Annotated in this window: 27 protein-coding genes and 1 other annotated feature; of the genes, 6 read left to right on the top strand and 21 right to left on the bottom strand. The window is 35.3% G+C overall.

The annotated features are described in order from the left end of the window. Positions 1–18 precede the first annotated feature (18 nt). From BAQ48_RS06300 to BAQ48_RS06280, 6 genes are all read right to left on the bottom strand, one after another. Positions 19–888 carry a DUF4097 family beta strand repeat-containing protein gene (locus BAQ48_RS06300; protein WP_165613784.1) on the bottom strand — a complete coding sequence of 290 codons (870 nt, stop codon included), beginning with the start codon at positions 886–888 and terminating at the stop codon, positions 19–21. 34 nt (positions 889–922) lie between these two features. Beyond that, a complete protein-coding gene (locus BAQ48_RS06295; RefSeq protein WP_071710428.1) occupies positions 923–1,621 on the bottom strand; it encodes an ABC transporter permease in 699 nt (232 codons plus the stop codon). A gap of 34 nt (positions 1,622–1,655) precedes the next feature. Beyond that, entirely contained in the window at positions 1,656–1,817 is a 162-nt protein-coding gene (locus tag BAQ48_RS27865) for a hypothetical protein (RefSeq protein ID WP_165613783.1), read from the bottom strand. Continuing rightward, positions 1,810–2,733, bottom strand: coding sequence for an ABC transporter ATP-binding protein (locus tag BAQ48_RS06290; protein ID WP_071710427.1), 924 nt, complete (start codon positions 2,731–2,733; stop codon positions 1,810–1,812). The genes BAQ48_RS27865 and BAQ48_RS06290 overlap by 8 nt, the downstream gene beginning before the upstream one ends. Before the next feature lie 125 nt (positions 2,734–2,858). After that, positions 2,859–3,794 (bottom strand): HAMP domain-containing histidine kinase, encoded by a 936-nt coding sequence (locus tag BAQ48_RS06285; protein ID WP_071710426.1) that lies wholly within the window; start codon positions 3,792–3,794, stop codon positions 2,859–2,861. Position 3,795: 1 nt separating this feature from the next. Beyond that, complete coding sequence (locus tag BAQ48_RS06280; protein WP_071710425.1) at positions 3,796–4,488, bottom strand: response regulator transcription factor; 693 nt, start codon at positions 4,486–4,488, stop codon at positions 3,796–3,798. A gap of 169 nt (positions 4,489–4,657) precedes the next feature. On the opposite strand from BAQ48_RS06280, the gene BAQ48_RS27860 reads away from it, so the two are divergent. After that, entirely contained in the window at positions 4,658–4,831 is a 174-nt protein-coding gene (locus BAQ48_RS27860; RefSeq protein WP_001293578.1) for a hypothetical protein, read from the top strand. Further along, the gene (locus BAQ48_RS06270; protein ID WP_001014310.1) at positions 4,832–5,026 is read left to right on the top strand and encodes a YwbE family protein; all 195 of its coding nucleotides are present in this window, start codon (positions 4,832–4,834) and stop codon (positions 5,024–5,026) included. 39 nt (positions 5,027–5,065) lie between these two features. On the opposite strand, the gene BAQ48_RS06265 is transcribed toward BAQ48_RS06270, so the two are convergent. Next, entirely contained in the window at positions 5,066–6,265 is a 1,200-nt protein-coding gene (locus BAQ48_RS06265; RefSeq protein ID WP_071710424.1) for a class I SAM-dependent rRNA methyltransferase, read from the bottom strand. A 299-nt stretch (positions 6,266–6,564) separates the two neighbouring features. Here BAQ48_RS06265 and isdG point away from each other — a divergent pair, with 299 nt between their 5' ends. Beyond that, positions 6,565–6,888, top strand: coding sequence for a heme oxygenase (gene isdG / locus BAQ48_RS06260; protein ID WP_071710423.1), 324 nt, complete (start codon positions 6,565–6,567; stop codon positions 6,886–6,888). Between the two features lie 68 nt (positions 6,889–6,956). On the opposite strand, the gene srtB is transcribed toward isdG, so the two are convergent. The 12 genes from srtB to zapA form a co-directional block, all read right to left on the bottom strand. Further along, on the bottom strand, positions 6,957–7,721 hold the full coding sequence (gene srtB, locus BAQ48_RS06255) for a class B sortase (protein WP_071710422.1): 765 nt from the start codon (positions 7,719–7,721) through the stop codon (positions 6,957–6,959). A gap of 32 nt (positions 7,722–7,753) precedes the next feature. Continuing rightward, positions 7,754–8,524 carry an ABC transporter ATP-binding protein gene (locus BAQ48_RS06250; protein ID WP_071710421.1) on the bottom strand — a complete coding sequence of 257 codons (771 nt, stop codon included), beginning with the start codon at positions 8,522–8,524 and terminating at the stop codon, positions 7,754–7,756. Further along, on the bottom strand, positions 8,514–9,497 hold the full coding sequence (locus BAQ48_RS06245) for a FecCD family ABC transporter permease (RefSeq protein ID WP_071710420.1): 984 nt from the start codon (positions 9,495–9,497) through the stop codon (positions 8,514–8,516). The genes BAQ48_RS06250 and BAQ48_RS06245 overlap by 11 nt, the downstream gene beginning before the upstream one ends. A 27-nt stretch (positions 9,498–9,524) precedes the next feature. Further along, positions 9,525–10,406 (bottom strand): heme ABC transporter substrate-binding protein IsdE, encoded by an 882-nt coding sequence (gene isdE, locus BAQ48_RS06240; RefSeq protein WP_071710419.1) that lies wholly within the window; start codon positions 10,404–10,406, stop codon positions 9,525–9,527. A gap of 69 nt (positions 10,407–10,475) precedes the next feature. Next, positions 10,476–13,637, bottom strand: coding sequence for an NEAT domain-containing protein (locus tag BAQ48_RS06235; protein WP_071710418.1), 3,162 nt, complete (start codon positions 13,635–13,637; stop codon positions 10,476–10,478). 19 nt (positions 13,638–13,656) lie between these two features. Further along, positions 13,657–14,352 carry a heme uptake protein IsdC gene (gene isdC, locus BAQ48_RS06230; protein WP_071710417.1) on the bottom strand — a complete coding sequence of 232 codons (696 nt, stop codon included), beginning with the start codon at positions 14,350–14,352 and terminating at the stop codon, positions 13,657–13,659. Between the two features lie 501 nt (positions 14,353–14,853). Continuing rightward, positions 14,854–16,179: a branched-chain amino acid transport system II carrier protein BrnQ6 gene (gene brnQ6, locus BAQ48_RS06225; RefSeq protein ID WP_071710416.1), complete on the bottom strand. Its 1,326-nt coding sequence runs from the start codon at positions 16,177–16,179 to the stop codon at positions 14,854–14,856. Positions 16,180–16,296: 117 nt separating this feature from the next. Continuing rightward, positions 16,297–16,547: a binding site (T-box leader), on the bottom strand. Between the two features lie 108 nt (positions 16,548–16,655). Continuing rightward, positions 16,656–17,345 (bottom strand): 23S rRNA pseudouridine(2604) synthase RluF, encoded by a 690-nt coding sequence (locus BAQ48_RS06220; protein WP_071710415.1) that lies wholly within the window; start codon positions 17,343–17,345, stop codon positions 16,656–16,658. Between the two features lie 195 nt (positions 17,346–17,540). Then, positions 17,541–19,901 (bottom strand): endonuclease MutS2, encoded by a 2,361-nt coding sequence (locus tag BAQ48_RS06215; RefSeq protein ID WP_000893727.1) that lies wholly within the window; start codon positions 19,899–19,901, stop codon positions 17,541–17,543. 19 nt (positions 19,902–19,920) lie between these two features. Beyond that, the gene (gene polX / locus BAQ48_RS06210; RefSeq protein WP_071710414.1) at positions 19,921–21,639 is read right to left on the bottom strand and encodes a DNA polymerase/3'-5' exonuclease PolX; all 1,719 of its coding nucleotides are present in this window, start codon (positions 21,637–21,639) and stop codon (positions 19,921–19,923) included. 55 nt (positions 21,640–21,694) lie between these two features. Continuing rightward, positions 21,695–22,234 carry a CvpA family protein gene (locus tag BAQ48_RS06205; protein ID WP_000565406.1) on the bottom strand — a complete coding sequence of 180 codons (540 nt, stop codon included), beginning with the start codon at positions 22,232–22,234 and terminating at the stop codon, positions 21,695–21,697. Position 22,235: 1 nt separating this feature from the next. After that, positions 22,236–22,505, bottom strand: coding sequence for a cell division protein ZapA (gene zapA / locus BAQ48_RS06200; RefSeq protein WP_000082703.1), 270 nt, complete (start codon positions 22,503–22,505; stop codon positions 22,236–22,238). A gap of 124 nt (positions 22,506–22,629) precedes the next feature. Between zapA and rnhC the strand changes: the two genes are divergently transcribed. The 3 genes from rnhC to BAQ48_RS06185 all read left to right on the top strand — a co-directional run bounded on the left by rnhC (position 22,630) and on the right by BAQ48_RS06185 (position 24,215). Next, a complete protein-coding gene (gene rnhC, locus BAQ48_RS06195; RefSeq protein WP_071710413.1) occupies positions 22,630–23,565 on the top strand; it encodes a ribonuclease HIII in 936 nt (311 codons plus the stop codon). A gap of 115 nt (positions 23,566–23,680) precedes the next feature. Continuing rightward, the gene (locus BAQ48_RS06190; protein WP_071710412.1) at positions 23,681–23,950 is read left to right on the top strand and encodes a hypothetical protein; all 270 of its coding nucleotides are present in this window, start codon (positions 23,681–23,683) and stop codon (positions 23,948–23,950) included. Positions 23,951–23,963: 13 nt separating this feature from the next. Further along, the gene (locus BAQ48_RS06185; protein ID WP_071710411.1) at positions 23,964–24,215 is read left to right on the top strand and encodes a hypothetical protein; all 252 of its coding nucleotides are present in this window, start codon (positions 23,964–23,966) and stop codon (positions 24,213–24,215) included. Between the two features lie 41 nt (positions 24,216–24,256). On the opposite strand, the gene BAQ48_RS06180 is transcribed toward BAQ48_RS06185, so the two are convergent. Next, positions 24,257–24,391, bottom strand: coding sequence for a YuzL family protein (locus BAQ48_RS06180; RefSeq protein ID WP_061677066.1), 135 nt, complete (start codon positions 24,389–24,391; stop codon positions 24,257–24,259). An 82-nt stretch (positions 24,392–24,473) separates the two neighbouring features. After that, entirely contained in the window at positions 24,474–25,376 is a 903-nt protein-coding gene (locus tag BAQ48_RS06175) for an SDR family oxidoreductase (protein WP_071710410.1), read from the bottom strand. Between the last annotated feature and the right edge of the window lie 135 nt (positions 25,377–25,511).

The raw sequence follows: 25,511 nt of genomic DNA, 5'->3' as shown, positions 1-25,511 counted from the left end.
CCTCCTCCCGTTTAAGACTTAATCAATATAAATTGCTCCTGTTTTACTTAAAATCTTCACTTCGTTTTTTGCATCACCAATGATTCCTTCTATTATCTTTTCAGTATTCTTGTCTTTCTTCAATCCGTTTACATTCACCAGTATGTCATTCGAATTACTTTTAGCTGTAAGTTTCAATGAATCCGGAACACCTTTATACCTTACGCCAATATCTCCTGATTTTGTTTCTATAAATAATGATTTTCCTTCTTTTATATCTTTCAGTAATACTTCACCGGATGTTGAAGTGATGTTCATATTTACGTTGTTTACATTTGTTATATAATTATCGCCAGCCGTAGACTTTATGTTTAACTCTTGTACTGAACTATCTTTTACAGCTAACTCTCCACTTTGCGATATGAATTCACCTTTCTCTGCTGATAGTCCTACAATCATTTCATCTCCAGACTTGCTTTTTGTAACGATACTTTTTACTACTATATTGCTTATTTTCACATCACCCGAGTTATTATTTAATACAATTGTATCTATTTCTTTCTTCGGAATAGCTATAGTTATAATATTTCCCTTCCTAAACGTAAAACCATTAAAAAATCTGGTCGCCTTTTGTTTTTGCTTAACTATAATTTTATTTTCGTTATTTTCTATTTTGACAGAATCTATTTTATCCACTTGTTGACCTTGAGCGGAAATTACTATTTTATTAGCGTCTGTACTTTTAAATTCAATATCCCAATTTTCATTATCCACTTCGATTTCTTTTATATTATTTATCTCAAAAGACTTTTCTTTCTTAAAATCTTTCCCCTGAAATGTCTTAAAACCAAAAACTACACTAGCAATTGTCAGAAATAAAATTGCAATTACTATTATTTTTTTCAACATTCATACCCCAGTTCGTTGTTGTTTTAAACTTACTTTACGCCACATCGACCTTGTCGATTTTACGATATGAAAGATAACTAATAAAAATCCCTAATAAACAGAGCACAATTGGGATAGCTATAAAACTATAAAAACTTACTTGATTGCTTCCAATGTTACTGTTCATTATCATCCCGATTATTACTGCAGAAGTAATTGTTGTCGGTGCCGATTTCTTTCTCATCCCAAAAAATAAAGGAATTAAACTTATACCAGATATCATAAATGCATTTATAAAAGTAGCTGGAACGGTAGCTATTATTTCACCCATCGTAACAGGCGTTTCAATTACTCCTATCATTGGATTCATAAAAAGTATGAGCAAACTAATAATGAAAGTAGCAATAATCATGCTCACAAAACAAAAACTAAAAACAATTGTTAACTTCGCCCTCATTAACATTTTTCTTTGCAATGGATACATAAACAATAGTTGCATTGTTTTGTTCTTATACTCATCAATTACTAACCGTGATAAAATGACCGAACTAAAAATTAGAAATGTCATCCTAATAAAGATGTTTGCTAAGGTCATATATTTTGTGAAATCAGTGAGCGCCGCGTCTACTTCACTTTTCACTCCCAACCCCATAATGTTTACTGCAACAAAAATGGCTATAATGCAAATCGCTACCCCTTTAAAGTAACTAGATAGTTGATGTTTCTTCCATTCGAGCTTCATTAATTTAAACATATAAACCGCGCCTCCATTCTTTATATAACTGTCTCTACTCTGCTAACATTCTAATTCCAGCAGTAACGAAGCTTAACATTCCTATCACTAGTAGAATTAACAACCATTTCCGCTCTGGTTTTCTATAATATAAAATCCCACTTATGAACATTACGATCAATCCGCTTACTAGATTCACTAACAATCCATTAAGCATGAATGCCCTCTCCATCCATTACATTTAAGAAATATTCCTCTAAGGAACTATGTTTCTTATTAATACTTTCAATTTCTACATCGTTCATAATAAGTGCTTTTGAAATAGCTTGCTGAGACGCTGCCGTATCATACACACGAATCATGTTTCCACTCATTATTTTGTAATTTTTTATACCGAGTTTATCTTCTAAAACATAAGCCGCCCGTTTCACATCAGGAACAGTGATTTCAATGTACTCTGTTTGTTTTCCATTAATACTCTTCATTGAAACTTCTTTTATTAGTTTCCCATTTTGAATAACGCCAATTGTATCTGCCATTTGTTCCATCTCGCCTAAAATATGACTAGAAACTAATAAAGTAATGCCATATTCTTTGCAGAGCATTTTAAATAAATCTCGCAATTCTTTAATACCAATTGGATCTAAACCGTTAATCGGTTCATCTAAAATAAGTAGCTCTGGTTTTGTCATGATTGCCCTTGCAATACCGAGTCGTTGTTTCATCCCTAATGAAAAATCTTTTACTTTTTTCTCATCTATACCGTGCAGTTTTACTAAATTTAAAGCATGCTCAATGGCGTTCTTATCGTAATAGCCCATATATTCACAATGTAATTCTAAGTTTTCCTGCGCCGTTAGTTTCTCATAAAAAACTGGATATTCAATAATTGTCCCCATTCTTTTTAATACTTCATAAGATGTGTCTGTTAACTTCTCACCGAAAATTTCAATATCACCACTCGTCGGTTTTATTAAATTTGTGATCATTTTCATAATCGTTGTTTTACCTGCACCATTCGGTCCTAAGAAACCGTATATCTCTCCTTTTTTCACATGCATGTTAACGCTAGAAATAACTTCTTTCCCTTTAAACACTTTCGTTAGCTGATTCGTTTTTAATATATATGTCATGTCATTTTCTCCTTTCGCACTACTTTATACTTCTATAATAGACAACGGAAATCTCTTTTTTCTTACCCGTTTCTTACAAATTCCTTACGCTGAAAAAAAGCTTGTAGAATCTACTGCTCTACAAGCTAAAACTGCATTTTTGTTAATACAACTGTAAAAGCCGTTTTTTCATACGGCTTACTAGAAAGATGAATTTCTCCATCCATCGCCTCCACAAGCCTTTTCGTAATCGTTAACCCTAAACCGCTACCTTGGTACAATCTATTTCTGGAATCTTCAAGTGTGTACATACGCTCAAACACTTTATCAATATGAGTCTCATCAATTCCTTTTCCCGTGTCCCATACGTCTATATACACACTCGTTTCATCATCTCTTAACGTCATACCGAGCATCTTTCCATCGTCTCCATATGTAATCGCATTTGATATTAAATTATTCAATACCCTGCCTAATACTTCTTCATTTCCAAGTGCATATATATTTCTTTCCGGTATATCAATATGAACTTGAAAACCTTTCGCTGTCACCAAATCATAAAAGGATAAAATTTTCTCACGACAAACTTCATTCATATTGACTTTTGTTATCTCGATTGCTTTGTCACCTGATTCTAATTTTGCTAAATCAAAAAACTTATGAATCAGTTCCATGACTTCTAATGTTTTCACATGCACCTTTTCAAGTAATACTTGCTGTTCTTCTTTTTTTATCGTTTTATCCTTATTTAACATTTCTGTATATCCAAGAATAACTGTTAGTGGTGTTTTTAAGTCATGTGAAATATTTGAAAGCATTTTTCTCATCGAAATTTCTACTTTCGCGTGATCTGCATTCGTTTTCTGCTTTGCATCTAATAAATGATTGATTGCCACTAATAACTTTTGTAATTCTTGATCATCCGTCATAACGAGTAACTTCTCACCTGTTTTTTCATTCACAATACTTTCCAACTTTTCATATGTGTATCGTAAATTTTTGCTACTAGTTTTTCTCATTTTATATTGTATGTAAATGATACATATCAATATAAAAATAATGCCCATTAACAAATTGACCATACTACATCACTTCCAGCTTATAGCCGATGCCCCATAACGTTTTAATATATTCTGGATTAGATGGATCATTTTCGATTTTCTCACGCAATCTTCTCATATGAACATTAATAACATTATCATCACCGTAATACTCTTCATTCCAAACTAACGTATATATTTGTGCTTTCGTAAATACACGATTTTGATTCTTTACGAACAGTTTTAAAATCTCAAATTCTTTTAAAGTAAGTTTGAGAGGCTTCCCATTTTTCTCCACAGTAAAGTTGATTGAATCTATGGTTAAATCACCAATCCGAATCATTTTTTCGGTTGTTTCTGTCGCTGAATATTTCGTAGATCTTCGAATACCTGCTTTTACACGTGCAGCCAATTCAATCATCGAAAATGGCTTACAGATGTAATCATCTGCTCCAAGTCCTAATCCAACAGCTTTATCAACATCTGTATCTTTTGCTGACATCATTAAAACCGGAACTGCACTCTTCTCACGAATAATACGTACAACCTCTAATCCATCTAACTTCGGCATCATGATATCGAGGATAACTAAATCAAAAGGTGATTTAAAAAAGGCTTGCACCCCTTCTTCTCCATCAGACGCAATTGTAACTTGAAAGCCTTCTTTCATTAAATATTTTCCCACCATCTCTTGAATTGAGATATCATCTTCAACTAATAAAATATAATGTGACATATGTCTATCCCCTTTTTTACAAACATTAACATTTTAATTGTATCGTAACGAATGAACACTGTGAAGAATTATATGAATTTTCAAACCAACTTCCCTTCCTTCCGTAACAATGATATGATGAAATTTACTACGATAGTTCATAATTAACTTTATATAAAGGAGACTTATCATGTCAGAAAACAAAAAAGTAAGCTTAGCTGATTTAATGCGTGAACAACTTGCAAAGAAAAAGCAAGGTAACGGTAATGGTCAAAATGCCAAAAACCAAAGCCAAGAAACGAAAAAATTACAAAACCAACAAACGAAGAAAACAAACAACCAACGTAGACGTACAGGTGTATAAATGAACGGACAAAAACGTTCTAATATCGCACCAGGTCTTGAAGTTGATATTGTATTAAAACAAGATCAGCGAACGGGCAAACTAACACGTGGAATTGTAAAAGATATTTTGACAAACTCCCCTTCTCATCCGCATGGCATTAAAGTGCGATTACAAGACGGGCAAGTCGGTAGAGTACAAAATATCGTCCAATAAGAAAAGGAGCTCAAGTAAACTCGAGCTCCTTTTTGTTTATTAACCTTTAATTTTCTCAATGAAAACTACTTTTAAATAGTCTCCTTCTTTAAATTGATCAATTGTACGAAAATCTTCTGGTAAAGAATGTTCTTCTAATATTTTATATTTGCCATTCATTTCTTTAAATGCTGTATCGATAAAGCCTTTAAACTTTTTCATATCGAACGCACTACAATTTGTAGAAGCAACGATAATCCCGTTATTTTCTGTAATGGCAATTGTTTCTTTTAATAAGTTTTTATAATCTTTCGCTGCACTAAATGTATATTTTTTTGAGCGGGCAAAGCTTGGAGGGTCTAGTACGACCATATCAAATTTCATCTTTTTCTTAGCTGCATATTTGAAATATAGAAATACATCTTCTACAATAATATCTTGTGCTTCATAATCAATTTCATTTACACTAAACTGCTCAATCGTTTTACTTAAACTACGATTTGCAAGGTCGACACTCGTCGTTTTGCTCGCTCCACCAAGCGCCGCAAATACAGAGAAAGCACCTGTATAAGAGAACATATTTAACACGGTTCTTCCCTTTGCATATTTATCACGAATTTGTTTTCGAACGTTTCGTTGATCTAAAAATACACCAACCATTGCTCCGTCATTTAAATAAACCGCAAAGTTCACACCATTCTCTTTTACAATAAGCGGGAATTCACCGCGCTCTCCTGCTACGAAATCATCACCTTCAATGTATTTCCCTTTCGTATCAAAACGCTTTTTCTCATAAATACCTTTAAAGTTTGCTACTTTTTGAAGAGCTGCTATAATCTCATCTCTGAAAGTATAAATCCCTTCACTATACCAACTTACTACATAATAGCCGTCATAATAATCGATGATTAAGCCCCCAAGCCCATCACCTTCACCGTTCACAACACGGAATGCTGTCGTATCACTTGATTTGTAAAATTGCTTTCGTTTATGTAAGGCAGATTTTATTTTACTTTCAAAGAAAGATTGATTAATTTGTTCACTCTCTTTTCTCGTTAAAATCCAGCCGTACCCTTTATTTTGTTTTCCATAATAGCCTTTTCCGATGAATTGGTTCTTCTCATCTACTACTTTAATAATTGTCCCTTCTTCACGGACATCATTTAAGTTTTGAATTGCATCTTTTAAAATAAGCGGATATCCACTTTTAATTTCTTTTATAAATTTCGGTTTTATTTTTATCGTTACTTCTGATCGCATGTAATGTCTTCCTTTCCATTTGAATGCTTTCTAATTTGTAGGAAGCATGTAAAAAACGAGACTGAAAAACAGCCTCGTTTCACTATACCATATTATTGCTTTGCTAGTACAACTCACTCATTCTCTCGCTTAACCCCACATATTTACTACACTTTGAAATGGAAATCTTACTGTCTAACATAATAGAAAAAATACTTATTTATTTCACATTTACCATTGACATTGATAATGATTTTCATTATCATTTAATGTATATGAGTTCTCGAAAATAAAGGTTACACTTATAGGAGGAATAAAACATGATTATTGTTACAAATACAGCTAAAATTACAAAGGGAAATGGACATAAATTAATTGATCGTTTTAATAAAGTAGGTCAAGTCGAAACGATGCCAGGCTTTTTAGGATTAGAAGTTCTTCTAACGCAAAATACAGTTGATTATGATGAAGTAACAATTAGCACACGCTGGAATGCAAAAGAAGATTTCCACGGTTGGACGAAGAGCCCAGCATTTAAAGCTGCTCACTCACATCAAGGCGGGATGCCAGATTATATTCTTGACAATAAAATCACTTACTACAATGTTGAAGTTGTACGTATGCCAATGGCTGCAGCACAGTAAACATATTTCTTTTTTAAAGTATAGAATATGAGAAGCGTTACCGCCCCTCATATTCTATACTTTTTTCTTTACTGTCTTTTTACTAGTTTCGCATGCACTACTAATCTCCCTGCTTCTGGATCAAGTGCATAGTCACATGTCGAAAGTGTTATAATTTCATCGTTAGCCGTCAATTCCGTATCCGTTTTGTAAAGTGATTTATCTTGAATTTGCTTTAAGAACGCTGTATACGCTGCATCGCTTTCAAAATCCGTTTCAATGTAATAAAAATCCGTCGTTGTCGTATATACTGAAAACACTTCAACGTCGTATCCTTCAAATAATGTATCATAATACAATTTACGATGGGACATGAAGAAATCTTCATCCAACATCTTTTTTAAGCTTCCAAACATAGAACCGTCCTTCATACGATGACCATATAAAATTGTATTTCGGTTTTGAGATTTCACATCATTACGATAATCCATAAAAATACTTCCCGCTCTCATATCCTCGCCTTTGTAATTACGAAATAAATAGTAATCATTATCCTTCGCTTGAACGATTGGATAATTGATTTGTGTATCATCCATCGTAATCCATCCAACTATTTCTGGATTCATTTTTTGGAGAGCTTGAAACTGTTTACGTACTTCCCCATCTTCTGATTTTTCTTCCATTGGACTTCTCTTATAAATATGTTGCGCTTCAGCCATTACTTTACGATTTTCATAATAATCCATGAAAATCCCACCCAATTCATACATTGAATAGAAAAAGATTCCTAAAAATACAATTGTAAGTATTCGTTGAAAAAAAGAATTCTTTTTCCGTTCTTTCTTACTATTCAAATTATCACCTCAAAACGGATTATGCTCAGCCTTTAAATTCCCATTGGTACCATGTATAACCCTGTATCTTCATCTTGTTTTACAACGACATCTACACCATATATTGCTTTAACCATTTCTTCTGTTATTACATCATTAGGATTGCCTTTCGTAACAATCTCCCCATCTTTCATCACGATAATATGATCACTGTAACGAATAGCTTGATTAATATCATGTAGTACCATTACAATCGTTAATCCATACACTTCATTTAACTCTTTCACTAACTCTAATATTTCTAGCTGATAATAAATATCTAAATATGTTGTCGGTTCATCTAAGAAAAGCATTGGTGTACTTTGAGCTAATGTCATCGCAATCCAAACTCGCTGTCTCTCTCCGCCCGATAAAGCATGAATTGGCTTTTCACGTTTACTTTGCAAATTCGTACATGTTAATGCACGCTCAATTGCTTCTCTATCTTCATCAGTTTGCGAAGAAAAAACATTTTTATATGGCATACGTCCAAAGCTTATTAGTTTTTCCACTGTAATATCTGCTGGTGCCTCATTTTGCTGATGGACAACAGCTAACTTTCTAGCAAACTCTTTCGGTTTATACTCACTAATCGCTTTCCCATCAAGTATTACTTCTCCACTATTAGGAGCATGATTTCTAGACATAACACCAAGTAATGTTGATTTCCCGCAACCATTTGGACCAATGATTGTTGTAATTTTTCTAATTTCTATTTCACTACTAACAGACTTTAAACGATTTGTTACATTATCGTATGAAAAGGTTACATTTTTAATTTCCATGAACTTTATCACTCTTTCTAAGCAAGAATATTAAGAATGGCCCACCAATGACCGCCATAATTGTTGCTGCTGGAATTTCATTAGGTGGCACAATTAACCTTCCAATCGTATCCGCCGTCAAAATTAATAACGCTCCTGCAAGTGCAGAAAATGGAATCAACACTTTATGGTCTGAACCAACTAGTTGTCTTGAAATGTGCGGAACAAGTAATCCAACGAAAGCAATGACTCCTGCAATCGCTGTTGATACTGCCGCTAAAAGTACTGCAATGGCAGAAATAATAAGACGAACTCTCGTCACGTGCAAACCTAAGTTTTTCGCAGTCTTATCTTGTAGTGATAATAAGTTACACCAAGCTCCTACAAACAGTGCAAGAACAAGACCAATTGTTCCATACGTAACCATTATTTCTACATCGCCCCACGTCTTCATCGTTATGTTGGAAGTCGTCGTTTGCTTAATACTCTTAATGAAATATCCGCAAATCGTAATGAACGATTCATTTAATCCAGTGAACATTGCATTAATAGCTATACCAACTAAAATAATGCGAAGTGGACTTAGCCCTGACTTCCATGAAAAAGCATAAACGAGATAACATGCAAACGCCCCACCTAAAAAGGCGAATACTGGTGTCCAGAAAAAGAATTGCGGAAATAACGTAATAATAACAAGTGTCATAAAACTTGCTCCTGAAGATATACCAATCACTCCAGCATCAGCAAGTGGATTTTTCATAACAGCTTGAAAAAGCACACCTGAAACAGCAAGAGCCGCCCCAGTGAACAGCGCAATAATAATACGCGGGAAACGTAAATCTTTAATTACTTCAACATCTTCATTGGCCCCTGTAAATATTCCTTGCACAAGCTCAACAATCCCTATTTCTAAACTTCCTTTCATTGCTGACAATGATGTCATAACAATAAGCAATACAGTAACAATGAAGAAACTCCAAGTTTTTTTATTCATTCCACTCTTCCTTTATATAAAAATGCATCACGGATACATCATTTTTTTCAATTCATCTAATGCTTCAATAGCCGCTAAATTACCTGTCGTTCCAAATAAACGCTCTTCTAAATCGTAAACACGGTTATTTTTAACTGCAGCGAAGTGTTTCCAAATGTCATTTGTTTTAAATTCTTTATCGAACATTTTTACGACTTCATCAGGCATACCATGTGCCGCTCTTAAAATAATGTCTGGATCAGCTTTCTTTAAATACTCTGTATTAGAGGCTAAATACTCTACTTGTTCACCTTGTACAATATTTTTACCACCTAGTTGTTTTACTAAATCTCCAATATAGGAATGTTCTGTCGCTACTAAGTAACTTCCCGGTACACCTAATAAAATAAGTACTGTCGGTTCTTTCTTACCCTTTACTGCTTTTTGAATCTCTGCAACCTTGTTATCTAACTTAGTTACAACTGCTTCCGCTTGCTTCTCACGTCCATATTTCTTACCTAAATCGCTAATTGAATTTTGCATATTTTTCAAACTCGTTAAATCTAAAAAGTTTGCTTTCATACCTACACCATCAAAAACTGGCTTTAATTCATATTCAAGTGTTGTCACAGATAACACTTCTGATGGCTTTAATGATTTTGCTTTTTCCATATCTGGACTCATTGGGTTTCCAACTTCCGGTAAGCCTTTATATCTCTTTGGTAAATCTTTCGTACTTGTTGGTACACCAACTAAATCTACTTCTAACGCATCCATAATTTCAGTAACAGCGACTGTCGTTGCAACAATCCTCTCTTTACCTTCACTCTTTACCTGCTTCGCTGTTTCTTTTTTAGGTGACGAGCACCCAGCTATACTCACTAATAAAATGATAGCCATTAGTACACTTGCAATTTTCTTCACTCTCAATCACCACTCCTTTCCAAACAATATGAAACAAGTCTTGATGCGCCCGAAAACGCATCAAGACTCCAAAAATTACAATCTACCAGCTCTATATTTACGAACTAGTAAAGCAAGTGAAACTAGCAGTAGCACCATGTATAAACCAAGCTGTGCTGTATCTGCAGTTTTTGAGTTTTTCTCTTTTTTCGCATCATTATTTATAGCTTCGTTTTTCTTTTTACCATCTGCATTTCGGTTAAAATCAGGAGTTCCTACTGTTTTTACATTATCTACTTTCGGTGTAGTTACTGGATTTTTCGGATCATTCTTTGGATCTTTTTTTGGATCCTCTTTAATCGTTCCTAGCGCACCAATATTATTTGTATCAAATTGGATTTGTACATCGTAGAAATGATGGTAGTTCATTTCGTTAATATCTACTTTTACTTTTGCATTTAATTTTGCAAATAAATCACTTACTTCAAATTGTACTACTCTCGTATTTGCATTTTTATCTTCGCTCACTATTTTCGCATCAGCAAATAGACCATTGTTTTCTGTTTGGAATTTCGTAATCCACGCACTATTTTTCAGCGTCATCTCAATGTACTTTTTACCATCTTTAACGATTAATTTTGCTGGATGTACAGTATAGTCATGCATCTTTGAAAGTTCATTTGTTTTGTCTTTTAACACTTTAAATGGAATATCGTATTGACCATCTACTAAATTTTTCGGATCAACGATTACTTTCGGCTTATTATCTCCGCCTTGGTTATTGTTTCCACCTTGGTTGTCGTTGCCACCTTGGTTATTGTTTCCGCCCTGGTTGTCATTTCCACCTTGGTTATTGTTTCCGCCTCGGTTGTCATTTTCACCTTCGTTATTGTTTCCGCCTTGGTTACCTAAAACTTTGATACTATTTTGATCAAATACAAATTGAACATCGTAGAAATGGTGGTAATTCATCGCATCAATATCTACTTTTACTTTTGCATTTAATTTTTTTGATAAATCATCTACTTCTAGTTCTACTACCTTTGTGTTTTTCTCTTTGTTTTCGCTTAACGCTTTCGCGTCAACGAAAGAACCATTTTTTTCATACTCAAACTTCGTAATCCACGCACTATTCGTTAATGTAAACGATACATACTTCTTACCATCTTTTACTTTTAATACACCTGGATTCTTTGTATATGTGTTCATGATTGAAATTTCATCGGTTTTATCTTTTAAAACTTTAAAACCAATACTATATTCACCATCTTTAAGAGCTTTTGGATCAATGGTTGTGTTATCGCCCTGGTTGTTGTTTCCACCTTCGTTGTTGTTTCCGCCCTGGTTGTTGTTTCCACCTTCGTTGTTGTTTCCGCCTTGGTTTTCACTTCCGCCTTCGTTGTTGTTTCCGCCTTGGTTTTCGCTTCCGCCTTCGTTATTGTTTCCACCTTCGTTGTCTACTGGCTGAATGCTATCTTTATCAAATGCAAATTGAATATCGTAGAAATGATGGTAGTTCATTGAATCGATATCTACTTTCACTTTTGCATTTAATTTTTTTGATAAATCTCCAACTTCCACTTCCACTACGCGTGTATCAGCTTTCTTATCTTCACTTAATACACTTGCATCAATAAACGAACCATTTTTCTCGAATTCAAACTTTGTAATCCAAGCACTATTCGTTAACGTAAATGACACATACTTCTTACCATTTTGTACTTTTAACACACCTGGACTTTTCGTATATGTGTTCATCATTGAAAGTTCATCGGTTTGATCTTTTAAAGCCTTGAAATTGATACTGTATTCGCCGTCTTTAATTGTTTCAACATTCGGCTTCTCTACTTCTGGTTTCTTATCGCCGTCTGGTTGCTTTTCTTCATTTTTAATTGGCTCAAGTTTTTCTTGATCAAATTGAAGTTGTAACTCATGCGTTTGTTTATAATTTCTTGATGCCACTTCAATAAATACTTTTGTATTTATTTTTTTAGATAAATCATCTACTTCGAATTCTACAATTCTTGTATTTTTTTCTGCATCTTCACTCACTACTTTTGCATCAACAAATGCACCGTTTTTTTCTGTTTGGAAATTTTTAATTGATGAGATATCTTTTAATGTTACAAGTGCTTTTTTCTTACCATTTTCTACTTTTAATACCGCTGGACTTACCACACTATCTTTCATTCTAGATTCTTCATTTGTCTTATCTTTCAACACTTTAAATGGAATACTGTACTCTCCATCTTTAATTGTTTCTACCTCTGGCTTTTTATCACCGTCTGGTTGCTTTTCTTCATTCTTGATTGGCTCAAGTTTTTCTTGATTAAATTGAAGTTGTAACTCATGCGTTTGTTTATAATTTTTTGATGCCACTTCGATAAATATTTTTGCATTTAACTTTTTAGATAAATTGTCTACTTCGAATTCTACTACTCTTGTATTTTTCTCTTTATCTTCACTTACTACTTTTGCATCAACAAATGAACCATCTTTTTCCGTTTGGAAATTTTTAATTGATGCGTTATCTGTTAACGTTACAACCGCCTTTTTCTTACCGTTTTCTACTTTTAATACTCCTGGATTTACCATGTAAGTATTCATTCTAGATTCTTCATCTGTCTTATCTTTTAATACTTTAAATGGAATGCTGTACTCTCCATCTTTAATTGTGTTAGAATTTGGTTGTTGATCTGAGTCAGGCTTTTGGTCGGGCTTCTGACTTGGATCCGGTTTTTCATTTGGATCTGGCTTATTCGCTGGATCCTCTTTTTCATTTGGCTTTTCTACATGAACTGGTGTAATACTACTTACATCAAATTTAATGCGAACATCAAAAATATGATGATAATTCATCGCATCGATATCTACTTTTACTTTTCCATTTAAAAGGTTTGATACATCTGCTACATCGAATTCTACTACTCTAGTATTCTTCTCTTTATTCTCATCAATCACATTCACATCAACAAACTGACCATTTTTTTCTGTTGTAAACTTCGTAATCCATTCACTGTTCTTTAAAGTGAAAGAAACTTTTTGTTTACCATCTTTTACTTTTAAAGTAGCTGGACTTATAACATAGTCATTCATTTTAGATATTTCATCTGACGTGTCTTTAATCACTTGGAAACCAATTGTATATTCACCATCGGCTAGTTTAGTAGCTGCTTGAACTGCAAGAGGTTGTAATGTTGATACGAATGTAAATATCATGAAAAACATCGCAACAACAATTTTAAGATATCTATTCAATGGAATACCGCTCCTTTATTTAGTTTTGACGTACTTTACGAATTAAGAAAACACCCGAAATAAGGAGTAACGCTGCAAATAATCCGATGCGTGCTTCATCACCAGTTTTTGGATTATCTGTTTTTTCAGTTTTACCACTCTCATTCTTTCCTTTGTTTGCCTCTTTACTCTCTTCTTTCTTCACTTCTTCTTTTACTTTTGTATCTGTTTTTGTTTGATCATTATTCTTTGTTACAGTAGTTGCTGTATTTTCTCCACCTACCGCTTTTACGTTTGCATCAAACGCAAAGCGAATTGTGTAATTATGATCATAATTTACATTTGGTACAACAACATGAATTTTTGCAGCTGCTGGCTTAGATAAATCGTCCACTTTAAACTCTACTGTTCTTTTATCCGCCGATTCATCTTTACTAACAACTTTTGCATCAACAAAATTCCCGTTCTCTGGTGCTTTAAATTCTGTAATCCAAGCACTATGATTCATCGGAATTTGTACTCTCATCTCACCGTTTTTTACTACTAATTTTGCTGGCTTTTCAAAATAATCATTGGCCATTGAAGCTGAATTGTTTTCCGCTTTTTGTATCACATAGTTAATATCGTAAGTACCGTCAGCTAATTTTGCTGAAGCTTGTCCGAATGGCACTACAAGAAAAGCTAGCATACATACAAATGTCATAATAAAAGCGGGTAATACAGAAAACTTTCTCATTTCCCTTACTACCTCCTTATTTCCCTTTTATTTTATATTTTTGAAAATGATAATTATTCTCAATATATAAGAAAAAAAATAATCATTTAATCTCTATTTCATGACGAATAACAATATGTAACTTGAGATTTAGTGATTATCATTCTCACTATAGTCCAAAAAAATAATCTATCCTCATAACTCCTTATACAAAGAAGTATTTATTGAATCAAAGTACATTTTAAATATATTGATTATCATTCTCAATGGGGTTCAAAAAAATAAAACTTCCTCTATCCTACTATTTATCACCTCTTCTAGCAAAATAATATAGTCACAGACAAGTCCGTCTCTCCTTCCCCTCACTTCCCTTCCAATATTTCCACAACTAAGTCAATCTTAGCCTACTCATAATTTTTTTGTCAACTATATTACGTATAAAATTTTTAATATCTAAATTTCCCTATATGCAGCTTTTTCTACAAAAAAAAAAGGCTTCCTTTCATAGGAAGCCTCTTTTCTCTATTTTTCTACAGCAATTTCATGCTTTTGAAACTTAGAAATTATATAACCAAATCCTATACCGATCATACCTGGAACTAACCACCCAATCCCTACACTATATAATGGGATCTTATCTAAAATAGGTGCTAATGCTGCAATTTGAAGATTCGCATTGTGTAATCCATCAAAGAAACTTATTGCAAATGCTCCTACAATACCACCCACGTACATCGCTAATGGAAGACGAACGTAGTTTTCAACGAGTGATAATACGATAAGAACGATTCCAATTGGATAAATTGCGATTAAAATTGGTAATGCTAATGCATTTAACTGAGTTAATCCAAGATTCGCTACCATAAATGCTAATACACAGAAAATGAAAACAACTTTTTGATATGAAAGCTTCGGTAATAAGGAAGAAAAATATTCTCCACAAGCGGCAACAATGCCTACAGAAGTTGTTAAACATGCTGCTGTAATTGCGATACCTAGTAATAAAGTTCCGTAACTTCCAAATAAATGATTCACAACATTTGTTAAAATAATTCCTCCGTTTGCTCCCATTCCAAGAGATACACTAGAAGCTCCAAGGTAAGCAAGCGCTAAATACACAAGTAATAAACCGAGTGCCGCAATAAACCCTGCAAAGATTGTTACTTTCGCAATGCTATTTTTATTTGTAACACCCTTTGCTTTTAAAGCATTAATAACAACATTTCCGAAAACAAGTGCTGCAAGTCCATCTAAAGTTAAATATCCGTCAATAAAACCTTTAAAAAGAGGAGCACTATATACTTCTGTCGGTGCACCAAATTCTCCGATTGGTGTAATAAGTGCTTTCACTACAATAATTGCAATAACAGCTAACAAAATTGGAGTTAACACTTTACCGATGCGGCCCACTAATTTCGATGGGTTTAAAGCTAAATAGAAAGTTACAGCAAAGAAAATGAATGTAAAGATAACAAGTGGATACGATTGACTAGCTATCTCACTTGGTAAAAATGGTGCAACACTCATTTCATAAGCAACAGTTCCTGTACGTGGAACACTTACGAATACGCCTAAACATAAATAAATTGCAGTGATAAAAACTAGTGCGAATATAGGATGCACACGTCCCGCTAGCTCGTTAATATCTCCCTTTAAGGCTATAACGATAACTCCTAATAAAGGTAATCCAACGCCTGTTACGATAAAACCAAACAACGCGATCCATACATCTGTTCCAGCACCTTGTCCTAAAGCCGGCGGGAAAATCATATTACCTGCACCGAAAAATAGTGCAAATAACATTAAACTTATTGCAAACATCTCAGAAAACTTTAAAGATGATTTCATTTCTACTAACCTCCTACATATTTTTATATTAACAAAATATTCAGAATTAAAATCCGTCACATATCCTCTTTCAAGCATACTTCCCCGTAAAAGAACGCAAAAAACACCCGTCCCTAACAAAGGGACGAGTGTTGAAATCGTGGTTCCACCCTTATTCTAATAAAATGAATTTATAACAAAATAAGCTCATTTTATAGCTCGTGTAAATTGATAACGGTTTTATCCGCCAAGAATTACAATGCATCATGCAGTTCACTCTTGAAGTTTAGAGGTGGTAAGTTTGTCTTTCCGTATTAGGAAGCTCACAGCCTAGGCTTCCCTCTCTGAGAATCGTCAAAAACAACTCATGTCCTCATCATTACTTTTATAAAATATCTTGTCGAAACTTGTTGTTTTTTATTATATGGGCTATTTTTTAAAAAATCAATAGTTTTATTTTTTCTGACAAAAAAATATAGGGAGAAAATATTTCCTCCCTATAACTGTCCTATTAATATTTCCAATTCTTCCGCTGTAATATCCCGCCACTTTCCAGATTCCAGTCCATTTAGCTCTATATTCATAATACGAACTCGCTTTAACTTTGTTACAGTAAACCCGAAAGCACGGCTCATTCTACGAATTTGTCTGTTCATTCCTTGCGTTAAAACGATGCGAAATGTAGATTGATCAATTCTCGTCACTTTACATGGCTTCGTCATTCCATCTTTAATCTTTACGCCGCTGGACATCTCATTAATAAACCAATCTGTAAATGGCTTATCAACTGTGACAACATATTCTTTCTCGTGCTCATGATCACCGTGTAAAATTTGATTCGCAATCCCGCCATCATTCGTTAATAAAATAAGTCCTTCCGACGCTTTATCTAATCGTCCAACAGGAAAGATACGCTCTGGATAATTAATATACTCAATAATGTTATCTTCAATATGCTCGGCTGCTGTACAAGTAATTCCGACTGGTTTATGAAAGGCGATATACACCTTTTCTCTCTCTTCTTTTGCAATAATCTGTCCATCAATCGTTACAACATCACCATTGCTCACGAGTGCACCGTGCGTACATATTTCGCCGTTAATAGCCACGCGTCCAGCTTTAATAAGGCGGTCTGTTTCACGTCTGGAGCAGGATTTTGCTTCGCTTATGTATTGGTTGATTTTCATCTCTTATTCCTTTTCATATAGATTAAAAGCGTCAATCTATGGCAATATCATTCTGCCACGATTGACGCTCGTTTACTTCGCAAAAACAACTAAATAAATAACCCCAATCACCAAAAATATTCCACAACAAGCTAACAATACTTTTGCAAGTTTGTCCATAAACATATAATGGTTTCCCCTTTGTTTCGTTGTTTTCTATTTTAATTCGACAACTGTTACACCTAGGCCTCCCTCGCCCATGTCACCGTAACGGAATGTTTTCACACCGCGGTGCTTCTTCAAGTAATCTTGTACACCTTGGCGAAGCGCTCCTGTTCCTTTACCGTGAATAATTGATACGCGAGGATAGCTTGCAAGCTGTGCATCGTCTAAATATTTCTCAACGCGCACCATTGCATTTTCAAATCGTTCACCACGAAGGTCAAGTTCTAATGAAACGTGATAATCTCTCCCCTTCACACTTGCGACTGCTTTTTTCTCAGTTTGCTTCGGTGTATTAATGTATTCCATATTGGATTCTTTCACTTTCATCTTCAGAATACCGATTTGTACGCTCCACTCTGTATCGCTTACTTTTTCAAGTAATTGACCTTTTTGACCGAACGTTAATACTTTTACTTCATCACCTGCGCGTAATTGTTGTTTCGGCGCAGTGTTTTTCACGTTTACTTTTTGTTTCTTCACGAGCTCTGGTGCTGCGCCTTCTAGACGGCTCTTCGCTTCAATAAGTTCGTGATCTTTCACGTTTGCAAGCTGTGCTTTACGCAATTGACGAAGTTCTTGAATAATACCTTCTGCTTCTTTCTTCGCAGCTTCGACCTTTTCTTCGCCTTCTTTTTGCACTTTTAGTAATCGTTCATCGCGATCTTCGTTAAATTCAACAATTTGACGTTGTAATTCACGATGAAGTTTTTCAGATTGCTTGCGAAGTGCTTCTGCTTCGTTCCAGTCACGCTCTGCGTTCTTTTGACTTTCTTCTAACTTCGCAATCATATTTTCAATTTTATTTGTATCTGTACTAATATGGTTACGTGCTTGATCAATCACGCGATCAGATAATCCAAGACGCTTCGAAATTTCAAAGGCGTTACTGCGCCCTGGTACGCCGATTAATAATTTATACGTTGGACTTAATGTGTTCACGTCGAACTCAACGCTCGCATTAATAACTTGCTCACGGTTATATCCGTATGCTTTTAATTCTGGATAATGCGTCGTTGCAACAACGCGAGCACCACGATTACATACTTCATCTAAAATTGAAATTGCAAGTGCAGCCCCTTCTTGCGGGTCTGTTCCAGCACCTAATTCATCGAATAAAACTAAGCTTTCAAAATCAGCTTTTTCTAAAATATCAACAATGTTCACCATATGTGAGGAGAACGTACTTAAACTTTGTTCAATCGATTGCTCATCACCGATATCAGCAAAGATATTTTTGAATACACAAATCTCTGACTCATCCATTACTGGAATGTGAAGACCGGATTGCGCCATTAATACACAAATACCAACTGTTTTCAGCGTAACTGTTTTACCACCTGTATTCGGTCCTGTAATAACAATTGTCGTGAAATCTTTACCTAACATAATGTTATTTGGCACAATAATTTCTGGATCAATAAGCGGATGACGTGCTTGTCTTAAATCCATATAGCGCTCGTTATTTACGATTGGTTTCGTTGCTTTAATTCGTTTCGCATAAAAAGCTTTCGCAAAGATGAAATCAAGATTTGCAACTACTTCTACGTTTGATAAAACGATATCGGCTTCTACTGCCACTTCTTCTGTTAACATCAATAAGATGCGTTCAATTTCTTGTTTTTCTTTCACACGTGCTTCTTGAAGCGCGTTATTTAATTCGACAATGACTTGTGGTTCAATAAATAACGTTTGTCCAGAAGCCGATTGATCGTGAACAATACCGCCATATACACCGCGGTATTCTTGTTTTACCGGGATTACGTAGCGTTCGTTACGAATCGTTACAATCGAGTCAGACAGCATCTTTTGCGCGTTTGAAGAACGCGTCATGTTTTCTAACTTTTCACGAATACGGCTTTCCGCAGTACGAATTTGAGTACGAATACCACGCAGTTTATCACTTGCGCTATCGACTACTTCACCGCCATCACCGATACAATTTGTAATTTTCTTTTCTAAGTCATATAAAGATACAATTTGAGCGACATGAGTTTCTAAAATTGGAAGCTCGACACCATTATCAACCATATCTTCAATGAAACGTTTCATATTACGACTACCGTACATCGTATTCGCAATATCCAGTAGCTCATTTGGGCTTAACATACTTCCGATCTTTGCACGCTTCACATTTGAGCGAATATCCGTAATACCACCTAATGGTGCACTACCTTTTAAACGAATGACTTTCGCTGCTTCATCCGTTGTATCTTGCATCTCTACAATTTCTTCAAAATCAGTGCTCGGCACTAAATGCTTCACTTTATCACGACCAAGTGAAGAGGCTGTATGTTCAAGTAATTGTTCTTTTACTTTATTGTATTCTAATACACGCAACGTTCTTTCTAACATGTTGCAGGTCCCCCTTGTGTTACTTATTACGTTTAATATAGTCTAATAAACGTTCAATATCCCATGTGTTAATCACGTTATCTTTTTGAATCCAACCTTTACGTGCTGCCGCTACACCTGTTTCCATATCTTCTAACATTTCAAGCGTATGAGCATCCGTATTAATCGCTACTTTTACACCGGCATCTTGTGCTTGTTTTAATAATTTCGCGCTTAAATCTAGACGGTTCGGATTCGCATTTAATTCTAAAACTGTATTTGTTTCTTTTGCGAGCTCAATTAATAAATCTGTATCTACATCATAGCCCTCACGGCGTCCAAGAAGACGTCCTGTCGGATGGGCAATCATTGTGACATGTTTATTCTCTAGCGCAGCGCGAAGACGTTTCATAATCGTTTCACGGTCTTGTGAGAAGCTAGAGTGAATCGCTCCAATGACATAATCTAGTTCTGCCAATACTTCGTCATCAAAATCAAGCGAGGCATCCGGTAAAATGTCCATTTCAATTCCGCGTAAAATTGTAATGTCTGGGTACTTCTCATTCATACGTTCAATTTCTTTTGCTTGTTCACGAAGACGCTCTTTCGTTAAACCGTTCGCTACTTTTAAGTATTGTGAATGGTCCGTAATCGCCATAAACTTATACCCACGAGCACGACATGCTTGTACCATTTCTTCAATGGAAAAGGCACCGTCACTCCATGTTGTATGCATATGTAAATCACCTTGTATATCAGAGAACTGAATTAAGTTTGGATACTCTTTAATTAATTCAATTTCCTTTCCATCTTCACGCACTTCTGGCGGGATAAATGGAAGACCGAAATGAGCAAAGAACTCCTCTTCTGTTGCAAATGTCTTCACTTCACCTGTTTCCAAGTTCTCTACACCGTACTCACTAATTTTCTCGCCTTTATCTTTTGCGATTTGACGCATTTTTACGTTATGGTCTTTTGATCCTGTGAAATGGTGAAGAGTTGTAATAAACTCTTCTGGTTTTACTAAGCGGAAATCAATTGAAATATCATATTCATATTGAAGACGAACAGAAACTTTCGTATCACCGCTCGCGATTACTTCAATCATATTATCGAACTGTAATAAATGCTCACGTACCGCTGCTGGCTCTGTCGTTGCAATAATGAAGTCTAAATCCTTCACTGTCTCACGAACTCGGCGCAAGCTACCAGCGCGAGAGAAACGAATTACTTCAGCAATATTCGACAATTTCTCCTCTATTTCCCCGGCAATAGGCAATACCATCGCGATTGGTAAACGCTCTGGACGAGACCCTACTTGATCGATTGCTTCTAATATTTTCTCCTCTGTCTTCTTACCGAAACCTGCTAAAGCCTGTACTTTATTTTCCTCACAAACAGCTTTTAGCGATTCCATATCAACAACACCAAGTTCTTTATATAACTTTGCTACCTTTTTACCACCAAGGCCTGGTAGTTTTAATAGCGGTAATAAACTACTCGGTACTTCTGTTTCAAGCTCTTGTAATACTTCAGATGTTCCCGATTCTATATATTCTTGAATAACTGCTGCCGTTCCTTTTCCGATGCCTGGAATCTTTGTAAAATCTTCAATTTCAGAAAGACTACGATCATCACTTTCTAACGCTGCTGCTGCTTTACGAAATGCAGATATTTTAAATGGATTCGCACCCTTCAATTCCATAAAAAGACCAATTGTTTCTAGTAATTTGATAACTTGTTTTTTATTTACTTTCATCATTGCCCCGCCTTTCTTTCATAGAAAAAAACTTCCCTTTCCGAAAAAAGAGAAGTTATACTTTGCTACCTGTCTGCCATAGCTCCTTCACCTTTTCAGAAAGAATCGGTGTATCGTCTACAATTATGTTGCTAATTGATGATTTTTGTAATGGTGTTTGTACTTGTTCAATCGGAAGAATATTTCCAACGATAATTAATACAAACAAAATAATGTATACTTCTAAAAATCCGAGGATCGCCCCCGCAAACGCATTTACTTGCTTTAAAACCGGTATTTCTGCAAACATATTTAACAAATTACCGAGCAATGAAAGTGCGATTTTTGTAATAATAAATAATACGATAAACGCAATCGCTTGGTAAAATACAGTTTCAATATTATTTGCATCAATCCATTCTGGAACAGATACATTTTTATCAAATGGATACGGAATAAATTTCGCAAGTGCTGGCGCTAAATCTTTACAGTACCAGTATGCAACAAGGTATGCGATAATAAAGCTTGTTAACTTTACAAGCTGCAGAATAAACCCTCTGCGTAAGCCAAGGAAAAATCCCATAACAAGCAGTAAAATGATAATAATATCAATCATGTTATTCCATTCCTTTTTTTGTCATACTTTCTTTCAATTTTTCATGTTCTTCTTTTAATTTTATGTAATCGTGTATGACGTTTACCGCCGTCAATACCGCTAGTCTACTCGTATCAAGCGAAGGATTCTTGGCATTGAGTTCGCGCATTTTATCATCCACAATCGCTGCTACCATGCGGATATGACTTGTACTTTCATCGCCAACAACTGAATACTGTTGGCCATATATTTCTACATTAATTCGACTTTTATTTCCCTTTTGTTGTGACAACTCACCGGCCTCCAATCACGTACAGAATCCTAAAGTTTATAATACCATGAACCATCATAATATGGAAACAGAAAGAACAATCCGATATGATAAAAATAACAATATAAAAAAAGGAGCGACCATATTGTCAAATTCTATCGTAATACAAACAAGTTCTACAGTAATTGAAGACATGAAAAAACAATATAAACAAGCGCTAAGCCCGAAAATTCCGCAAGGCGGTATCTTTATGGCAAAGGTGCCATCTTGCACAATTACAGCGTATAAATCTGGAAAAGTAATGTTCCAAGGAGGCCGTGCTGAAGCAGAAGCTTCTCGTTGGCAAAGTGTCTCTCAAACACCAAAAACAGCTGTAAAAAAATCTGTCGATTCACACCGTTATGCACCGCCTGCTTCCATCGGTACAATGTCTATCGTAGGGTCAGATGAAGTTGGTACTGGTGATTTCTTCGGACCGATGACAGTAGTTGCTGTATATGTGGACGCTAAGCAAATTCCACTGTTAAAAGAACTTGGTGTAAAAGACTCTAAAAACTTAAATGACGATCAAATTTCTGCCATTGCGAAACAACTTCTACACGTTGTTCCTTACAGCTCTCTTGTCCTTCATAATGAAAAATATAACGAGCTATTTGATAAAGGGAACAACCAAGGTAAGCTAAAAGCTTTACTACACAATAAAGCTATTACAAATTTATTAGCAAAAATGGCACCTACAAAACCTGAAGGCGTCTTAATCGATCAATTCACGCAACCTGATACATACTACAAATATTTAGCAAAACAAAAAGAAGTACAGCGTGAAAATGTTTACTTCGCGACGAAAGGCGAAAGCGTCCATTTAGCAGTCGCCGCCGCTTCCATTTTAGCTCGTTACTCATTTGTAAAACAATTTGACGAACTCAGTAAAAAAGCTGGTATGCCGCTTCCAAAAGGTGCTGGTAAACAAGTTGATATTGCAGCCGCTAAATTAATCCAAAGGCTTGGTAAAGAAAGATTACCTGAGTTTGTGAAACTGCATTTTGCTAATACAGAGAAAGCGTTTCGCTTATTAAAATAGTATCGACAAAAACAGGAGCCTACAAACTCCTGTTTTTGTTTCCCCCTACTATTGTCCTTGTAATTTTGTTACAATCACAATATACAGATTATTCTAACAAAGGAGGGGATTCCCATTGCTACTTCTACAAATGATTCTAAATATTTTACTAGGTGATCCACATGAAAGACAATTCGAAATTAGGGAAAATATTCAATTATTAAGTGAGCAAAAGGAGTTCCAAAATTTGATCGAAAAATATGGTAGATCATTCCTATTAAACTTTCGGATCCGAAGATTTATCGGGAAACACGATGCTCGTTTGTTAATACACAATCCAGCAAAACTACGACACTTCTGCGAGGAACTTGAATTTATGATCAGAAGAAAGGGAGTGTTTGCATAAGGAGGGAATTCATATGAGCGCTGTAAAAATTAAAAAGGTATTATATGCTTTCGTACATCTCGTAGGTCCACTTTCTTACCTCACTATTTCTACCATTTGGGGAGCTTTTTTCACTACTAAATCCACATTCGAAAATATATCTGATAATCTTGGCGTTATGGCCATCTATTACGTGTTCATGAGTTTACTGTGGTTTTTCTATTTAGATCGATTAGACAAAGATGTAGATAAAATTACGAAAGAAATTAACGATAAGAAGATGTAGTACATAAAAAAGGAGAGTCGCCAAGACTCTCCTTTTTTATGTTAGCTTCGTTTCTGCTTCTTATTTGATGAAGATACTTTATGAGAACCTGTTTCATGTGCCGTCGTTCCTTGTCCTTCTACTTCTGGAGAACCAAGGCTTGATCTAGAATGGTCTGTTTTCACTTTTTTACTCATTGCACTCACCCCCAAGATTACTTTTTACTTAAGGGTAAAAAACTATTCAACATATTAGTCTGAACAGACGCTCACTACTCTGTTACTCTCGTGTCTGTTTTTCACTAATGTCCCATAGACGTTTTGCAACACCCTTATCCAAGGCGGCTTCAGACGTTTTTCCTATTTGCTTATCAGCATAGTAACAGCCACTATGGTCAATAATTCCATTTGATTCTGCTAGCCATATCAAAGTTTCAGCACCTTCCTCGGGCGTACGAGAGAAAGGTTTCATTGCCGCCATAGTTAAACGAGCAACCAGACCATTGTCCTGGTTAAAATTCGTATTCACTAGCCCCGGATCAAAGCTATAAGCACTAACACCCGTTCCCTCCAATCGCTGTGCCAATTCAGAGGTGAATAAAATGTTAGCTAGTTTTGTCTGCGCATAACGCATTGTAGGACCGCCCATGAACTTCTTAACACCGCGATACAGTTGTTCTGCATCTAGGTCACCGAAATCAATTCCCTTTTTAGCCATTTTGTGACCGTGAGATGCAGTGGTAATGACACGAGCAGGAGCACTTTCTTTTAAACGCTCCAACAACAAATCTGTGAGCAAAAATGGGCCTAAATGGTTTACCGCCCAGGTCATCTCCAAACCGTCCTCCGTAATTTGCCTTGTTTGAAATAAAGCTCCAGCATTATTCACTAATATATCAATTCTCGGACACCTTTCTAAAATGTCAGTGGCTACCCGGCGTATAGATTGTTGGGAAGCCATATCAGCGAAAAATATATCTACCACTGTATTCCCATTCGTTAGATGTTCAAGTTGAGTCATAACATCATTCGCTTTTGCTTCATTGCGTGCAATGATTCCTAGCTTAGCACCGCGTTCTGCAAATACCTTAGCTGCCGCTAATCCAATACCACTTGTTGCACCAGTGATTACTATATACTTGTCACGCAATGACCACTTTGTATGATTTAAAATTTCTCCCATTGCATCAAAACCCCTTCCCTATAAATGTCGCATTCGCTTTACTTATATATGAAGTGGGAAGAAAACTATGAACAACATCTTTTCCAATTGTGAAATACTTAATAAAATTTGGGTTGTAGTTACACCCTTTCCCAA

Origin of the sequence: Bacillus luti (assembly GCF_001884105.1) — a bacterium.
Taxonomy (GTDB): Bacteria; Bacillota; Bacilli; order Bacillales; family Bacillaceae_G; genus Bacillus_A; species Bacillus_A luti.
This window is presented reverse-complemented; position numbering and strand designations above follow the sequence as displayed.

Coding starts and splice junctions, on each gene's coding strand:
- BAQ48_RS06300 (WP_165613784.1), bottom strand. CDS start 888: ATGTTGAAAAAAATAATAGTAATTGCAATTTTATTTCTGACAATTGCT.
- BAQ48_RS06295 (WP_071710428.1), bottom strand. CDS start 1,621: ATGTTTAAATTAATGAAGCTCGAATGGAAGAAACATCAACTATCTAGT.
- BAQ48_RS27865 (WP_165613783.1), bottom strand. CDS start 1,817: ATGCTTAATGGATTGTTAGTGAATCTAGTAAGCGGATTGATCGTAATG.
- BAQ48_RS06290 (WP_071710427.1), bottom strand. CDS start 2,733: ATGACATATATATTAAAAACGAATCAGCTAACGAAAGTGTTTAAAGGG.
- BAQ48_RS06285 (WP_071710426.1), bottom strand. CDS start 3,794: ATGGTCAATTTGTTAATGGGCATTATTTTTATATTGATATGTATCATT.
- BAQ48_RS06280 (WP_071710425.1), bottom strand. CDS start 4,488: ATGTCACATTATATTTTATTAGTTGAAGATGATATCTCAATTCAAGAG.
- BAQ48_RS27860 (WP_001293578.1), top strand. CDS start 4,658: ATGTCAGAAAACAAAAAAGTAAGCTTAGCTGATTTAATGCGTGAACAA.
- BAQ48_RS06270 (WP_001014310.1), top strand. CDS start 4,832: ATGAACGGACAAAAACGTTCTAATATCGCACCAGGTCTTGAAGTTGAT.
- BAQ48_RS06265 (WP_071710424.1), bottom strand. CDS start 6,265: ATGCGATCAGAAGTAACGATAAAAATAAAACCGAAATTTATAAAAGAA.
- isdG (WP_071710423.1), top strand. CDS start 6,565: ATGATTATTGTTACAAATACAGCTAAAATTACAAAGGGAAATGGACAT.
- BAQ48_RS06250 (WP_071710421.1), bottom strand. CDS start 8,524: ATGGAAATTAAAAATGTAACCTTTTCATACGATAATGTAACAAATCGT.
- BAQ48_RS06245 (WP_071710420.1), bottom strand. CDS start 9,497: ATGAATAAAAAAACTTGGAGTTTCTTCATTGTTACTGTATTGCTTATT.
- isdC (WP_071710417.1), bottom strand. CDS start 14,352: ATGAGAAAGTTTTCTGTATTACCCGCTTTTATTATGACATTTGTATGT.
- brnQ6 (WP_071710416.1), bottom strand. CDS start 16,179: ATGAAATCATCTTTAAAGTTTTCTGAGATGTTTGCAATAAGTTTAATG.
- BAQ48_RS06220 (WP_071710415.1), bottom strand. CDS start 17,345: ATGAAAATCAACCAATACATAAGCGAAGCAAAATCCTGCTCCAGACGT.
- BAQ48_RS06215 (WP_000893727.1), bottom strand. CDS start 19,901: ATGTTAGAAAGAACGTTGCGTGTATTAGAATACAATAAAGTAAAAGAA.
- polX (WP_071710414.1), bottom strand. CDS start 21,639: ATGAAAGTAAATAAAAAACAAGTTATCAAATTACTAGAAACAATTGGT.
- BAQ48_RS06205 (WP_000565406.1), bottom strand. CDS start 22,234: ATGATTGATATTATTATCATTTTACTGCTTGTTATGGGATTTTTCCTT.
- BAQ48_RS06185 (WP_071710411.1), top strand. CDS start 23,964: ATGAGCGCTGTAAAAATTAAAAAGGTATTATATGCTTTCGTACATCTC.
- BAQ48_RS06180 (WP_061677066.1), bottom strand. CDS start 24,391: ATGAGTAAAAAAGTGAAAACAGACCATTCTAGATCAAGCCTTGGTTCT.
- BAQ48_RS06175 (WP_071710410.1), bottom strand. CDS start 25,376: ATGGGAGAAATTTTAAATCATACAAAGTGGTCATTGCGTGACAAGTAT.